The 13581-nt window shown below is 62.1% G+C and carries 12 protein-coding genes; 8 read left to right on the forward strand and 4 right to left on the reverse strand.

Annotated features, from left to right (window positions below; all coding sequences use genetic code 11):
- Nucleotides 1–159: 159 nt before the first annotated feature.
- Complete coding sequence (locus tag ROS217_RS13700) at nucleotides 160–429, forward strand: usg protein (protein WP_009818366.1); 270 nt, start codon at nucleotides 160–162, stop codon at nucleotides 427–429.
- A 77-nt stretch (nucleotides 430–506) separates the two neighbouring features.
- A complete protein-coding gene (locus ROS217_RS13705) occupies nucleotides 507–2336 on the forward strand; it encodes an SLC13 family permease (protein ID WP_009818367.1) in 1830 nt (609 codons plus the stop codon).
- Between the two features lie 45 nt (nucleotides 2337–2381).
- Here ROS217_RS13705 and ROS217_RS13710 read toward each other — a convergent pair whose 3' ends face one another.
- Nucleotides 2382–2942, reverse strand: coding sequence for a YSC84-related protein (locus ROS217_RS13710; protein ID WP_040651493.1), 561 nt, complete (start codon nucleotides 2940–2942; stop codon nucleotides 2382–2384).
- A 128-nt stretch (nucleotides 2943–3070) separates the two neighbouring features.
- Nucleotides 3071–4072, reverse strand: a complete 1002-nt coding sequence (gene hemB / locus ROS217_RS13715) for a porphobilinogen synthase (RefSeq protein ID WP_009818369.1) — start codon at nucleotides 4070–4072, stop codon at nucleotides 3071–3073.
- Nucleotides 4073–4194: 122 nt separating this feature from the next.
- Here hemB and ROS217_RS13720 point away from each other — a divergent pair, with 122 nt between their 5' ends.
- Both ROS217_RS13720 and mfd read left to right on the forward strand, forming a co-directional pair.
- Entirely contained in the window at nucleotides 4195–4722 is a 528-nt protein-coding gene (locus ROS217_RS13720; RefSeq protein WP_040650590.1) for a hypothetical protein, read from the forward strand.
- Between the two features lie 61 nt (nucleotides 4723–4783).
- Complete coding sequence (gene mfd / locus ROS217_RS13725; protein WP_009818371.1) at nucleotides 4784–8236, forward strand: transcription-repair coupling factor; 3453 nt, start codon at nucleotides 4784–4786, stop codon at nucleotides 8234–8236.
- Between the two features lie 87 nt (nucleotides 8237–8323).
- Here the strand turns inward: mfd and ROS217_RS13730 are convergent, their stop codons facing one another.
- Together ROS217_RS13730 and ROS217_RS13735 are read right to left on the reverse strand one after the other, a co-directional pair.
- Nucleotides 8324–9217 (reverse strand): fructose bisphosphate aldolase, encoded by an 894-nt coding sequence (locus ROS217_RS13730; protein WP_009818372.1) that lies wholly within the window; start codon nucleotides 9215–9217, stop codon nucleotides 8324–8326.
- A gap of 91 nt (nucleotides 9218–9308) precedes the next feature.
- Nucleotides 9309–10493, reverse strand: coding sequence for a phosphoglycerate kinase (locus tag ROS217_RS13735; protein ID WP_009818373.1), 1185 nt, complete (start codon nucleotides 10491–10493; stop codon nucleotides 9309–9311).
- 127 nt (nucleotides 10494–10620) lie between these two features.
- On the opposite strand from ROS217_RS13735, the gene ROS217_RS13740 reads away from it, so the two are divergent.
- From ROS217_RS13740 to ROS217_RS13755, 4 genes are all read left to right on the forward strand, one after another.
- Nucleotides 10621–11127 carry a peptidylprolyl isomerase gene (locus ROS217_RS13740; protein WP_040651496.1) on the forward strand — a complete coding sequence of 169 codons (507 nt, stop codon included), beginning with the start codon at nucleotides 10621–10623 and terminating at the stop codon, nucleotides 11125–11127.
- Nucleotides 11120–11668: a peptidylprolyl isomerase gene (locus ROS217_RS13745; protein WP_009818375.1), complete on the forward strand. Its 549-nt coding sequence runs from the start codon at nucleotides 11120–11122 to the stop codon at nucleotides 11666–11668. Before ROS217_RS13740 ends, ROS217_RS13745 begins: the two co-directional genes overlap by 8 nt.
- A gap of 2 nt (nucleotides 11669–11670) precedes the next feature.
- Nucleotides 11671–12381: a DUF4336 domain-containing protein gene (locus ROS217_RS13750; RefSeq protein WP_040650591.1), complete on the forward strand. Its 711-nt coding sequence runs from the start codon at nucleotides 11671–11673 to the stop codon at nucleotides 12379–12381.
- Between the two features lie 89 nt (nucleotides 12382–12470).
- Complete coding sequence (locus ROS217_RS13755; RefSeq protein ID WP_009818377.1) at nucleotides 12471–13436, forward strand: DUF3179 domain-containing protein; 966 nt, start codon at nucleotides 12471–12473, stop codon at nucleotides 13434–13436.
- Nucleotides 13437–13581: the final 145 nt, after the last annotated feature.

Genomic DNA, 13581 nt, shown 5'->3' on the forward strand with positions numbered 1-13581 from the left:
CTTGTTGAGCGGACTATATCAGAGGCAGGATATGGGGTGCAATGGCGCAGGGCCACAGCATGTGTCAGCCGGGCAGGTAGAGTGCTAACATACTGTTTTAATTGAAAAGTAATTTCATTCAGGCATCATGGTCCTATGAGGTAGTGACAGGAGCAGAAAATGCCAACTTCCGAAACCGAATTGATGCTGAAAGGATATGGGCTAACCACGGCGGAGTTCTTTTACCGGATGCCCGATTACCGGAATGTGCTGAACAGCTATGTCTGGCAGGACTATGATCTGGCACCGGACCATCCGCGACTGTTCGAGTTCATCGAATTCTGGCAGCGAGAGATCGAGGGGCCGCTGCATTCGGTGCGTTTCACGCATCGCAAGCTGATTGCCCCCGGTGAGTGGCGCAATGTCGTGGGCGAATTCACGCTGCATTGAAGGTGGGTAGCGCTTGAAGCGCGCGCCTGCCCGTGATTTTGTCGAGGGCCGTCGTTTCTGATGCAGAGGATAGCCTGATGACTGCCCCGCAAATGATGATCCTCGGCGTGCTCGCGCTGACTATGGGACTGTTTCTCTGGGGGCGGCTGCGGCATGATGTGGTGGCGCTGTCGTCCTTGATGACCTGTGTGGTCACAGGGCTGGTGCCAGCCGCCGACGCGTTCGTCGGGTTTGGGCATCCGGCGGTGATCACCGTTGCCTGTGTGCTGGTGTTGAGCCAAGGGTTGCAGAACACCGGCGCGGTAGATGCCTTGACCCGCGCGGTGCTGCCGCGTCAGGCCGGACGATTTGTCAGTATGATTGCATTGCTGGGTCTCGGAGCGGCGCTCTCGGGGTTTATGAACAATGTGGGCGCGATGGCGCTCCTGATGCCGGTGGCGATGCAACTGGCCAAGCGGTTGGAGTTGCCGCCGGGATTGGTGTTGATGCCCTTGGCCTTTGGCACGATTTTGGGGGGCATGATGACGCTGGTCGGCACGCCACCCAACCTCATCGTTTCCGGGTTTCGTGATGCGGCCGGGCGTGGGCCCTTTGGGATGTTCGATTTTGCGCCGGTTGGTGTGACTGTGGCTGTGCTCGGGATCGCGGCGATTGCCGCTATTGGCTGGCGGTTGGTGCCCCGGCGCACCTCTGCGCGGGCGTCGGAATTCGACGCAGGTGCCTATACGACCGAGGTGCGGGTGGGTGAGAAGAGCAAGGCAATCGGTCTGACGCTGCGGGCCTTTGAGCGCGACGTCGAAAGTTCGGACGCGCAGATCGTGGCATTGGTGCGCAACGATGTACGCTTGCTTGCCCCGCATGGTGGGCGGATTATCAGGGAAGATGATGTTCTCGTGCTGGAGGCCGATGTCGAGGCCTTGGCGGAAACGCTTTCGGTGTTCGATCTGACCTTGGAGGCGGACATCAAGAAGGCCAAGGCGCCAAAGACGGAGGAGGCAGAGACCGAAACCGACGCGGAGGCGACCGAAGACCCCGGTTCAACGGATGAGCGCGACACGGTGTTGCGCGAATTGGCGGTGCTGCCGTCAGCGTCGATTGTCGGGATGTCTGCCAGCGATCTGCATCTGCGCACGCGGTATGGGCTCAATCTTTTGGCGGTGGCGCGCGGGGGGCAGGCACCGCGCGCGCGCCTGCGCTCGATCAAGCTGAAATCGGGGGATCTTCTGTTGATGCAGGGACCGGCCGAATCCTTGTCGGAATTCATCCATGACACGGGATGTGTACCGCTGGGCGAGCGGGAGTTGCGCCTGCCAAGCCGCCGGATGGCGATCACGGCGGCGGGTATCATGGGGGTGGCGGTTGTGCTGGTGACCTTTGGCGTTCTGCCTGCGGCGGCGAGTTTCGCGCTGGGCGTTCAGGCCTCGATGTTGTTTCGCACAGTGCCGCCCCGTCAGGTCTATACGGCGATTGACTGGCCCGTGATCGTGTTGCTGGCCGCGCTCATCCCCGTGGCGGGCGCGATGCAGAGCACGGGAGCCGCGAATTTGCTGGCGGAGTTTTTGGTGACCCACGTCGCGCAGGGGCAGGCCATAGCGGCCCTGGCGGTGATCCTGATCACCACGATGTTCCTGTCTGATGTGATGAACAATGCCGCGACCGCCGCGGTGATGTGTCCGATCGCACTTGGGATTTCCGCGTCGCTTGGCGTCAGCCCGGACAGTTTCCTGATGGCGGTGGCCATTGGGGCGTCTTGTGCGTTTCTGACGCCCATCGGGCATCAGAACAACACGCTGATCCTTGGCCCCGGCGGATTTCGCTTTGGCGATTACTGGAAATTGGGATTGCCGTTGGAAATTCTGGTCGTGGCGATCAGCTTGCCGCTCTTGCTGATCGTCTGGCCGCTCTGACGCCGCACCAGCCTTGTGGCTTTGCGGCGTCAGTATGCGATCCGGTTAGGGGATGATGCGGGTGTATTTCATGCCTTCGAGCGATGCACCGGCCAGAGCGCCGGCCTGTCCAAAGACCACGGCTACAACCGGGCTGGTCGAGGTTGTGGTTTCGGCGCGCATGTTTTCGCCCCTGTCGTTGAAGACATATTCCACGTCCGCGCCCGCAGCCCAACCCGACGAGCGGCGGAACTGTTCCAATGCGCCTTCGGTCATGAAGAACAACACATGCGCGAATTGCTGTGCCCCGATCTGAAGACCGATGCTGCCTTTGGTCGCCGAGTAGTAATCGACCGTGATGTTGTTGATCCGGAGCGCGCCACGGCCAAAGCCGCCGCCGACGATCAGACCGGCCTCTGTCATCAAGGGCATGATCAGCATGCCATTGGATTTGTCAGCAAGCGCGCGGGTGCCGGGGTATTGCGCATACATATGGGTGAGGGTGGAATCCACCCGCGCGTCAATCGTCGAGGCGCCGGTGCTGCCAACGCCGTTGCCACAGGCCGCAAGCAGCGGCGTGCCGGCCATCAGGCCCAAGGTAAAAGTCCGTCTTGAGAGAATGCTCATGGGTTTGCCTGTTTGTTGCCTCAGGGTGCCGGTCTTTTGTAACATACCGGTCTGGCACCGATTATAGGGGTAAGGTGGTCTTATGTCACCATAGATTGCGTTCATGCGCGGGATACTGCGCGCTCAGGTCAGCCATTTGACAAGATACGGGCCACCGCCGGTGCAAAATAGGTCAAGACCCCGTCGCACCCTGCGCGTTTGAAGCACATCAGGCTCTCGAGCATGGCACGTTCGCGGTCGATCCAGCCGTTCTGAGCGGCAGCCATGATCATCGCGTATTCGCCCGATACCTGATAGGCAAAAGTGGGCGCGCCAAAGGTTTCTTTGGCCCGTCGACAGATGTCGAGATAGGGCATGCCCGGCTTGACCATCACCATATCCGCGCCCTCACGCAGGTCACGCTCGATGAGGCGCAGCGCCTCATCGGTGTTGGCCGGGTTCATCTGATAGGTTTTCTTGTCGCCCTTGAGGGCATTTGCGGCCCCCACGGCATCGCGGAACGGGCCGTAGAAGGCGCTCGCGTATTTGGCGGCGTAGGACATGATCATCACATTATGGTGACCATGCGCTTCAAGCGCTGCGCGAATGGCCCCGACGCGCCCGTCCATCATATCCGACGGGCCGATGATATCGACGCCCGCCTCGGCCTGAGACAGCGCCTGTTTGACCAGAGCGTCGACCGTGGCGTCATTGACGATCTCGCCATCCACGACAAAGCCGTCGTGGCCGGTGTCCGAATAGGGATCGAGGGCCACATCGGTCATCACCGAGAGGTCTGGCACCGCCGCCTTGATCGCGCGCGTGGCACGATTGCTCAGGTTTTCGGGATTCCAGGCCTCTGCGCAATCGGCGGTTCGGTTTTCGGCAGATGTATAGGGAAACAGGCAAATGGCCGGTATACCGAGGTCAGCGGCCTCTTGGGCGGCCTCGACCACGCGGTCGATGGAGCGGCGCATCACGCCGGGCATGGAGGGAACCGGTTCCTCGATGCCGTCGCCATCGCGCACGAATACTGGCCAGATGAGATCGCCGACCGAGAGCGTGTTTTCCGCCACCAAGGCGCGGATGCTGGGGGTTGCGCGGGTGCGGCGCAGGCGGGTGGCGGGAAAGGCAGCTTGGGTCGGGCGCATAGGCGGTCTTTCTGGCTGGGTCAACCCTCACTGAGTGGCATGGAAATTCACGCATCTCAAGGGTAGGAATTGCCGCGCACCGGCGCTAAGAGAAGCGATGATACGGCGAGAGGGGACCGGCCTTGGACTGGTACGACACTGTTTTCGAATTGATTGACATGCGGTCCTTTAGCAACCTTTGGTATTGGATCGCCTTGGCTGTGACGTGGTCCTCGGCCAGCCATTGGGTATTAGGCGTGCCATGGGACATGGCCATTCGGGCCCGCAAGGGCCGGAGTGCGCAGGCGATAACGGATTTCGAAGATATGGTACGGATCAATATCAACCGCATCCTCTATGTCGCGCGGGAATCGGGTTTATTGATGGTGGGCATCACCGCGTTCCTGATGACGATGCTGATGCTTTTGGGGTTTGTGTATCACAACGAATTCGCCCAAGCCCTATTCTTGCTGGGCTTTCCGCTCTTGATTGTCGGTATTCTGTCTGTGTGGGTGGCACAACGCATCACTGCCCGGGACCTGAATGGCGAGGCCTTGATCAAACGGTTGCAGACGCATCGCTTTTTCATCCAGTTGATTGGCATGTTCTCGATCTTCGTGACTGCGATGTGGGGCATGTATCAGAACATGAATGCCAATATTCTGGGATGAAGCCGCTCGCCGTTCGGGCGCATGCACAGTCTGCTGACCGAGCGCAAGGAACAGGAACACCATGACCAAAGCGCAGCATATCACCGTGGGCGGCGCGCCCGAAGGCTTTGACGCGCGGCTGATCCTGGCTGAAGTGGCCAAGACCGGTGCGCCGGTCCTGCATATCGCGCGCGATGACAAGCGGATGGCGGCGATGCAGGCGGCCTTGCGATTCTTTGCGCCTGATATGCCGGTGATGACCTTTCCGGGCTGGGATTGCCTGCCCTATGACCGGGTATCGCCCAATGCCGATATCTCGGCCACGCGGATGGCGACGCTGGCGGGGTTGGTGCATGGAGGGCCGTCGCAATTTGTGCTGTTGACCACGCTCAATGCCGCGTCGCAGCGGGTGCCTGCCCGAGACGTGCTGCGCGATGCGGCTTTTGTCGCGGCGGTGGGTGAGCGGATCGACGACAAGGCCTTGCGCGATTTTCTGGTGCGGATGGGGTTTACGCAGGCACCCACGGTGACGGAACCTGGCGATTACGCGCTGCGCGGCGGGATCATCGACATCTACCCTCCGGGCGAGGGCGGGCCGGTGCGCCTTGATCTGTTCGGCGATGTGCTGGATGGGATTCGCCGGTTTGATCCGGCCACACAGCGCACGACTGAAAAGTTGAGCCGGGTGGAGTTGGCGCCCGTGTCGGAGGTCATTCTGGACGAGGAGGCGATCCGCCGCTTTCGTCAGAATTACCGGATCGAGTTTGGCGCGGCGGGCACCGATGATCCGCTTTACGAGGCGGTGAGTGCGGGGCGCAAACACGCGGGTGTCGAGCATTGGTTGCCGTTCTTTCATGAGCGGCTGGAGGGGTTGTTTGAGTATCTGCCAGCGGCCACGATCACGCTGGATGAGCAGGTCACACCGCAGCGTCTGGCGCGTTGGGACAGTATCGCGGATCAATACGAGACGCGGCATCTGGCGCTGAGCCAGAAATCGCGGGGCGATACCGTCTACAAGCCGGTGCAGCCGGGTTTGCTCTATTTTGACGATGCAGCCTGGAGCGCGGCGGTGGCTGACCGGCGTGTCTTGCAGTTTGCAGCCTTGCCGCAGGCGACAGGCTTGGGCGTGATCGACGCAGGCGGGCGGATCGGACGCAACTTTGCACCTGAACGACAGCAGGAAAATATAAACCTTTTCAGTGCCCTGAAGGATCATATTCACGCAAAACTTGAACGAGGTCCGGTGCTGGTGGCCTCGTATTCCGCAGGCGCGCGCGAAAGACTTGAGGGTCTGCTTGAGGACGAAGGGTTGATTGGCGCGGTGAGTGTCAGCACGGCCAAAGGTGTCGGCAGGCATGGGCTTCATCTGGCGGTCTGGCCGCTGGAGAACGGATTTGAGGCGCCGGACCTGACGGTGATCGCCGAACAGGATGTGCTGGGTGAGCGGTTGATCCGTGCGCCGCGCCGGCGGCGGGCCGAGAATTTCCTGACCGAAGCGCAGAGCCTGAGCATCGGCGATCTGGTGGTGCACGTGGACCACGGCATTGGCCGCTATCTGGGGCTAGAGGTGGTGACGGCCGCCGGGGCGGCGCATGAATGCCTTGTGCTGGAATATGCCGAAAGCTCCAAGCTGTACCTGCCGGTCGAGAATATCGAACTGCTTTCAAAATATGGGCATGAAGAGGGGTTTCTGGACCGTCTGGGCGGCGGGGCGTGGCAGGCCAAGAAGGCGCGGCTCAAGGAACGTATCCGCGAGATGGCGGACCGCCTGATCCGGGTGGCCGCCGAGCGTGCGTTGCGGCGCGCGCCGGTGATCGAGCCGGAACACCACGCCTGGGAGGCCTTTGCCGCGCGCTTTCCCTATCAGGAAACCGACGATCAGTTGCACGCCATTGAGGATGTGTTGAGTGATCTCGGCTCTGGCTCTCCGATGGATCGGTTGATCTGTGGCGATGTCGGATTTGGCAAGACCGAGGTGGCGATGCGCGCGGCGTTTGCCGCTGCGATGACGGGTCTACAGGTGGCCGTGATCGCCCCCACCACGTTGCTTGCCCGGCAACATTATCAAGAGTTTGCGTCGCGCTTTCGGGGGTTTCCGGTCAATGTTCGCCCCCTGTCGCGGTTTGTCTCGGCAGGGGATGCCGCCAAGACCCGCGATGCCATGTCGCGCGGTGAGGCGGACATTGTCGTGGGCACGCATGCCCTCTTGGCCAAGGGGATCAAGTTCAAGAACCTCGGGCTGCTCATCATCGACGAGGAGCAGCGCTTTGGCGTGGCGCATAAAGAGCGGCTCAAACAGTTGCGTTCGGACGTGCATGTGTTGACCTTGACCGCGACGCCGATCCCGCGCACGCTGCAACTGTCACTGTCAGGGGTGCGGGATCTGTCGATCATCGGCACGCCGCCGGTGGACCGTCTGGCAATCCGCACCTATGTGAGCGAGTTCGATAGCGTGACCGTGCGCGAGGCGCTTTTGCGCGAGCATTATCGCGGCGGGCAATCGTTTTATGTGGTGCCGCGTATCAGCGATCTGCCCGAGATCGAGGATTTCCTGAAAACGCAGGTGCCAGAGGTCACATATGTCATCGCCCATGGTCAGATGGCGGCGGGGGAACTCGACGACCGGATGAACGCGTTTTACGATGGCAAATACGATGTGCTGCTGGCGACAACGATTGTCGAATCGGGGCTCGATATTCCCACCGCCAACACGATGATCATCCACCGCGCGGATATGTTCGGGCTGAGCCAGCTCTATCAGATCCGGGGGCGGGTGGGCCGCTCCAAGACGCGCGCCTATGCCTATCTGACGACCAAGCCGCGTGCGCCGCTGACGCCGGGCGCGGAAAAGCGGCTGCGGGTGCTGGGCAGTCTCGACACATTGGGGGCAGGCTTTACGCTGGCCTCGCAGGATCTGGATATTCGCGGTGCGGGGAATTTGCTGGGCGAGGAACAGTCCGGGCAGATGCGCGATGTCGGCTATGAGCTCTACCAATCCATGCTGGAAGAGGCGATTGCCAAGATACGCTCGGGTCAGATGGAGGGGCTGTCGGAGGCGGATGAGCAATGGGCGCCGCAAATCAATCTGGGCGTGCCGGTCCTGATCCCCGAGACCTATGTGCCCGATCTCGATGTGCGTCTCGGACTCTATCGTCGCCTGAGCGGGTTGGAGACCAAGGTGGAGTTGGAAGGCTTTGCCGCCGAGTTGATCGACCGCTTTGGCAAATTGCCGCGCGAGGTCAACATGTTGATGTTGGTGGTGCGGATCAAGGCGATGTGCAAACGCGCCGGCATTGCCAAGCTCGATGGCGGGCCGAAAGGGGCGACGATCCAGTTTCACAACGATAAATTCGCCTCGCCGCGCGGGCTGGTCGAGTTCATCGCCGATGAGCGTGGATTGGCCAAGGTGCGCGACAACAGGATTGTCGTGCGGCGCGACTGGAAGGGCGAGACCGACCGGATCAAGGGTGCATTTGGCATCGCTCGCGATCTGGCAGAAAAGGTTGTGGCAGAGGCCAAGCGCGCCAAGAGCTGAGAGCGGGGTGGGGGCGCTGCCCCCGGTCCCGATCTAAGTCCCGGACGCCCCCCCGAGGTATTTTCGGCCAGATGAAGCGGGCCTTGGTCAGCCTGCGATGGACGCGCGGTAGATGTCGTCGATGGATTGCGCGATGGTGGCGTTGAATTCGGCGTCCGATTGCTGGGCTGAGAGACCTTCGGTCAGGGCGCGGCTGAAGCTCGCGATCACGCCACCATTCCGGGCCAGACGCGCGTTGGCCTCATCCCGGCTATAGCCACCCGAGAGCGCCACGACGCGCAGGACACGGGGGTGATTGACGAGGCTTTCGTAGAGGTTCGGCGTTTCGGGCAGGGTGAGTTTGAGCATCACTTCCTGATCCTTGGGGAGCAGGTCAAGCTGGGCGATGATGGCGGCGCGCAGGAGGGTTTCGGCCTCGGCCTTGTCAGCGATGGAGATTGTCACCTCGGGTTCGATGATCGGCACGAGACCGTGACCGAGAATTTGTTGTCCAACCTCGAATTGCTGGGCGACGACCGCTTCAATCCCGGTTTGATTGGCGGCGTCGATCACCGAGCGCATCTTGGTGCCGAAGATGCCCGCCTTGACCGCGCGTTCCAGCAGCGGATCGAGATCGGGCATGGGTTTCATCAGCTTGACGCCATCGGTGTCATTGGCGAGCCCTTTGTCGACCTTTAGAAAGGGCACCACGCCGCGCTCTTGCCAGAGAAAGGTGGGGGAGGGTTTGCCCCCGATGTCGCGGTCCATGGTCATCTCAAAGAGGATGGCCCCCAGCACCTTATCTCCGGTAAATTCCGGGGCTTGGGCAATGCGCGCGCGCATGGCATGGACCAGATCGAACATTTCCGCCTCGGAGCTATAGGCGCTCTCTTCAATCCCGTAGAGGCGCAGCGCCTTGGGGGTGGAGCCGCCGGACTGATCGAGGGCGGCGATAAAGCCCTGGCCTGCGCGGAGTTTGTTGGCCTGTTCGGTCTTGCTCATTTGGGACACCCTTGAAGGACTACACGGTTTCGCGTCCTCATAGGCGAGGGGCGCGGGCCTTGCAATCGTGGTGGCGCTAACAGAAGAAGGCTCAGGCCTTGAGCGCTGCAACGCCGGGCAGATCCTTGCCTTCCATCCATTCGAGGAAAGCGCCGCCTGCGGTCGAGATATAGGTGAAATCCTCGGCGGCACCGGATTTGTTGAGCGCGGCCACGGTATCGCCACCGCCTGCAACGGAGATGAGTTTGCCCGCCCGGCTAAGGCTCGCGGCGTGCGAGGCGGCGGCGTTGGTGGCGGAGTCAAACGGTGCTATTTCAAATGCGCCAAGCGGGCCGTTCCAGATCAGCGTTTTGGCCGCATCGAGCGTGGCGATGATGCGCGCCACGGCCTGAGGGCCGGCATCAAGGATCATGGCGTCGGGCGGGCAGGCGTGCGCGCCCACCACCTCATGCGGGGCACCGGCAGCGAAGTCGCGCGCGACCACGACATCGGCGGGAAGCAGGATCTTGCAGCCCGCAGCGCCCGCCTTGAGCATGATCTCGCGGGCGGTGGTGGCCATGTCATGCTCGCAGAGCGATTTGCCCACATCGAGCCCCATGGCCGCGAGGAATGTATTGGCCATGCCGCCGCCGATGATGAGGCTGTCCACTTTTGCGACCAGATTGCCCAAAAGGTCGAGTTTCGTCGAGACCTTGGCCCCACCGACGACGGCCACGACGGGGCGTTTGGGCGTGCCAAGCGCCGCCTCGAGCGCCTGCAATTCGGCCTGCATCAGGCGGCCTGCGCAGGAGGGCAGGTGGCGGGCCAGCCCTTCGGTCGAGGCGTGGGCGCGGTGGGCGGCGGAAAAGGCATCGTTGCAGTAGACATCGCCCAGTTGCGCCAGACGCGCCGCGAAGGCGGGATCATTGGCCTCTTCACCGGGGTGAAAGCGGATGTTTTCCAAGAGCAGCACATCCGAGGCCAGCGCCTCGTCGGTGAGGTTCTCGGCGCCTTCCAGCGTTTCGATCAGCCGCACCTTGCGGCCCAAGGCGGCCTCAAGAGCCGGAACGGTGACGCGCAGCGACATGTCGAGCACGACCTTGCCCTTGGGCCGTCCGAAATGCGCGAGAAGGATGGGCCGCCCGCCCTTGGCGAGAATATCGGTGATGGTGGGGGCGATGCGGTCGATCCGGGTGGCGTCTGTCACAAGGCCATTCTCGACCGGCACGTTGATATCGACCCGCACCAGAACGCGCTTGCCGTTCAGATCCATGTCGTCAAGGGTTTTCCAGCTCATGCGATACGCCTCCCGAAACTTTGTCGCGCTTCTATTGGCGCGGGTCTTTGCCAGCGTCAACCTCTGCGCTTGGCAATCGCGCGGGAACCGCCTAGGTATCGGGGCATATTTTATCAAGGAGAGCCTCATGGCCGAGATCAAGGATCCCGAAAACACCATCCTGATGGAGCTGAAGGGTGGCACCGTCACCATAGAACTCTTGCCCGCCATCGCACCGGACCATTGCGAGCGGATGAAGGAACTGGCCCGCGCCGGGCAGTATGACAATGTTGTCTTTCACCGGGTGATCGACGGGTTCATGGCGCAGACCGGCGATGTGCAGCACGGTAACATGGAAAACGACTATCAGCCGCGCAGAGCCGGGACCGGCGGCAGCGACCTGCCCGATCTCAAGGCCGAGTTTTCCAAGATCCCGCATGATCGCGGCACGCTGGGGGCGGCGCGTAGCCAGAGCCCGAATTCGGCCAATAGCCAGTTCTTCATCAATTTCAGCGACAACCATTTCCTGAACGGTCAATACACGGTCTATGGGCGTGTGATCGCGGGCATGGAGCATGTCGATGCCATCACCCGTGGCGAGCCGCCTGCAAATCCCGATTGTATGATCAGCGTCAAGGTGGCCTCTGATGTATAAACTTGCGTGTGTTTTGAGCCTTCTGGCAGGTCCTGCGCTGGCGACCGGGCTGGAAGTCGAGATTGCGGGCGAGGCCAATGGCACCGTCAAGATCGACCTCTTTGAGGATATTGCGCCGGGGCATGTCGAGCAAATCACCGAGTTGGCCACGGCGGGCGCCTATGATGGGGTCGTGTTTCACCGGGTGATTGATGGGTTCATGGCGCAGACCGGTGACGTTCAGTTCGGCAAGCTGGAGGGCGGCGACATGAGCCGTGCCGGCATGGGCGGCAGTGACCGGCCCGATCTCAAGGCTGAATTCTCGAACGAGCGGTTCTTGCGCGGTGTGGTCGGCATGGCGCGCAGCCAAGACCCTGACAGCGGCAACAGCCAGTTCTTTATCATGTTCGACGCGGGCGAGTTCCTGAACGGGCAATATACCGTGGTTGGTCAGGTCACCGAAGGCATGGAGATCGTGGATGCGATCAAGCGTGGCAATGGGCCGAATGGTGCTGTTGTCGGTCAGCCGGACGTGATGGCACGGGTCACGGTGACCGAGTAGGCATGGCTGTTGGGTCTGACAGTCCCGTCATCACCCCTGCGCCATTGGCCGAAGGTGTTTGGGGGCTGACGGGCGGAGCAGTACCTTGGCGTGGCGGCGTTGCGATGCCGCTGCGCACGGTTGTGATTGACCTGCCTGCGGGCGATCTCTGGGTGCATGCGCCGGGGGCGCTGCCCGCGAGTGTGCGGGACTGGCTGGCAGCGCGGGGGCAGGTGGCTCATATTGTCGTGCCGCATGCGCCGGTCCTGCAGCATCTGCCTGACTGGCAGGCGGCCTATCCGGGTGCGCGGGTCTGGCGCGGGACAGAGGTAAAAACCGCCTCTTGGTGTCGACAGATCAAGCCGCTTGTCCTGGAGGGAGCGCAGACCGAGGCGGTCTTTCTGCATCAGGCCAGCCGCTCGGCGATCCTGTCACGGTTGATTGTTGCGGTGGAGACCGCGCCCCTGCCGGTCTGGGTGCGGCCGCTGATCTGGGTGGCCGGAATAGACGACAGCGACGGCAAGCCACCTATCGGGTTGGCGCAGCGTTTGGGCGGGCGCAAGGCGGTGGGCGATCTGGTGGAACAGGTGCTGGATTGGGGGCCGGAGCGGCTCATCCTGACGCATGGGCGGTGTTATACGCGCGATGCGGGCGGCGAGGTAAAGCGGGCCTTTCGCCGGTTGATGCGGGACCGGCTCTGGGATCGCGCGCTGAGCGAGGCGCGGCGCGGCTGACGCGGGGTCACAATCGCGTGGGGTGGGGTGGTCCGAATCCCCTGCGGCTCGCATCTTGGGGTGTGGCCGAGGCCACGACAGGAGCCGCCATGCCCCGTTTCCTTGCCCTGCTGACATCCCTGATGCTGATCGCCTCGCTGGCTCATGCCGATCCCCGGTCGTGGCGCGCGGAATGGCCTGAGACGAATTTCGATATGACCACGGTGCGCGACTGGTCCGAGATCCTATCGGGTGGGCCGCCCAAGGATGGGATCCCGGCCATCACCGGGCCGACGTATCGCAAGGCAAGTTCGGAGCGGCGCATTGCCGGGACAGAGCCGGTGATCACGCTGGAAATCCCCGGCACGCAGGCGCGCGCCTATCCGATCCGTTACCTCACCTGGCATGAGATCGTGAATGACACGGTGGGGGGCGTGCCGGTGGCTGTCACATTCTGCCCCTTGTGCAATTCGGCCATGACATTTGACCGGCGCACGGCGTCGGGGGTGCTGACATTCGGGGTGTCGGGCAAGCTGCGGCATTCGGATATGGTGATGTATGACCACGAGACCGAAAGCTGGTGGCAGCAGGCGATCGGCGCGGCGATTGTCGGCGATCTGACCGGCACCAAGCTGAAACAGATGCCAAGCTGGATGGAAAGCTGGGATCAGTTCCGGGCGCGTAGCCCGGACGGTTTAGTGATGGAGGAGCCTGCGTATAATCGGTCCTATGGGCGTAATCCCTACCGGGGCTATGACACCTCTGCGCGGCCGTTTCTCTATACGGGTGAAGACCCGCCGCATGGCATTGCGCCGCTGGAACGGGTTGTGCGGGTGGGCGACCGCGCCTGGCCGTTGACGCGGGTTCGGGCCGAAGGTGGCGTGACAGAGGCGGAGGTGAGCATCGCATGGGAGGCGGGACAGGCCTCGGCGCTGGATCACGGCACCATTGCCAAGGGGCGCGACGTGGGCACGGTGCGGGTGCGCGATGCGCAGGGGCGCGATGTGCCGCATGATGTGATGTTTGCCTTCGCCTTTCATGCATTCTGGCCCAAGGGGGTGTGGATGGTAAGGTGAAGTGGAAATGTCATCCTCGGACTTGACCCGAGGATCTCTGGGGCATGAGGTCCTCGGGTCAAGCCCGAGGATGACGGGGTAAAACGATACGCTGCGCTTGACTTCTGCCTCTGCGCGCTCCATATGCGCCTCAACCGACGTTTCC

Source organism: Roseovarius sp. 217, assembly GCF_000152845.1.
Classification (GTDB): domain Bacteria; phylum Pseudomonadota; class Alphaproteobacteria; order Rhodobacterales; family Rhodobacteraceae; genus Roseovarius.

Excerpts from the sequence above, each read along its gene's own strand:
- ROS217_RS13735 (WP_009818373.1), bottom strand. The coding sequence starts at position 10,493 with ATGAGCTGGAAAACCCTTGACGACATGGATCTGAACGGCAAGCGCGTT.
- ROS217_RS13745 (WP_009818375.1), top strand. The coding sequence starts at position 11,120 with ATGTATAAACTTGCGTGTGTTTTGAGCCTTCTGGCAGGTCCTGCGCTG.
- ROS217_RS13710 (WP_040651493.1), bottom strand. The coding sequence starts at position 2,942 with ATGAGCATTCTCTCAAGACGGACTTTTACCTTGGGCCTGATGGCCGGC.
- hemB (WP_009818369.1), bottom strand. The coding sequence starts at position 4,072 with ATGCGCCCGACCCAAGCTGCCTTTCCCGCCACCCGCCTGCGCCGCACC.
- ROS217_RS13730 (WP_009818372.1), bottom strand. The coding sequence starts at position 9,217 with ATGAGCAAGACCGAACAGGCCAACAAACTCCGCGCAGGCCAGGGCTTT.
- ROS217_RS13750 (WP_040650591.1), top strand. The coding sequence starts at position 11,671 with ATGGCTGTTGGGTCTGACAGTCCCGTCATCACCCCTGCGCCATTGGCC.
- ROS217_RS13740 (WP_040651496.1), top strand. The coding sequence starts at position 10,621 with ATGGCCGAGATCAAGGATCCCGAAAACACCATCCTGATGGAGCTGAAG.
- ROS217_RS13755 (WP_009818377.1), top strand. The coding sequence starts at position 12,471 with ATGCCCCGTTTCCTTGCCCTGCTGACATCCCTGATGCTGATCGCCTCG.
- ROS217_RS13700 (WP_009818366.1), top strand. The coding sequence starts at position 160 with ATGCCAACTTCCGAAACCGAATTGATGCTGAAAGGATATGGGCTAACC.
- ROS217_RS13705 (WP_009818367.1), top strand. The coding sequence starts at position 507 with ATGACTGCCCCGCAAATGATGATCCTCGGCGTGCTCGCGCTGACTATG.
- mfd (WP_009818371.1), top strand. The coding sequence starts at position 4,784 with ATGACCAAAGCGCAGCATATCACCGTGGGCGGCGCGCCCGAAGGCTTT.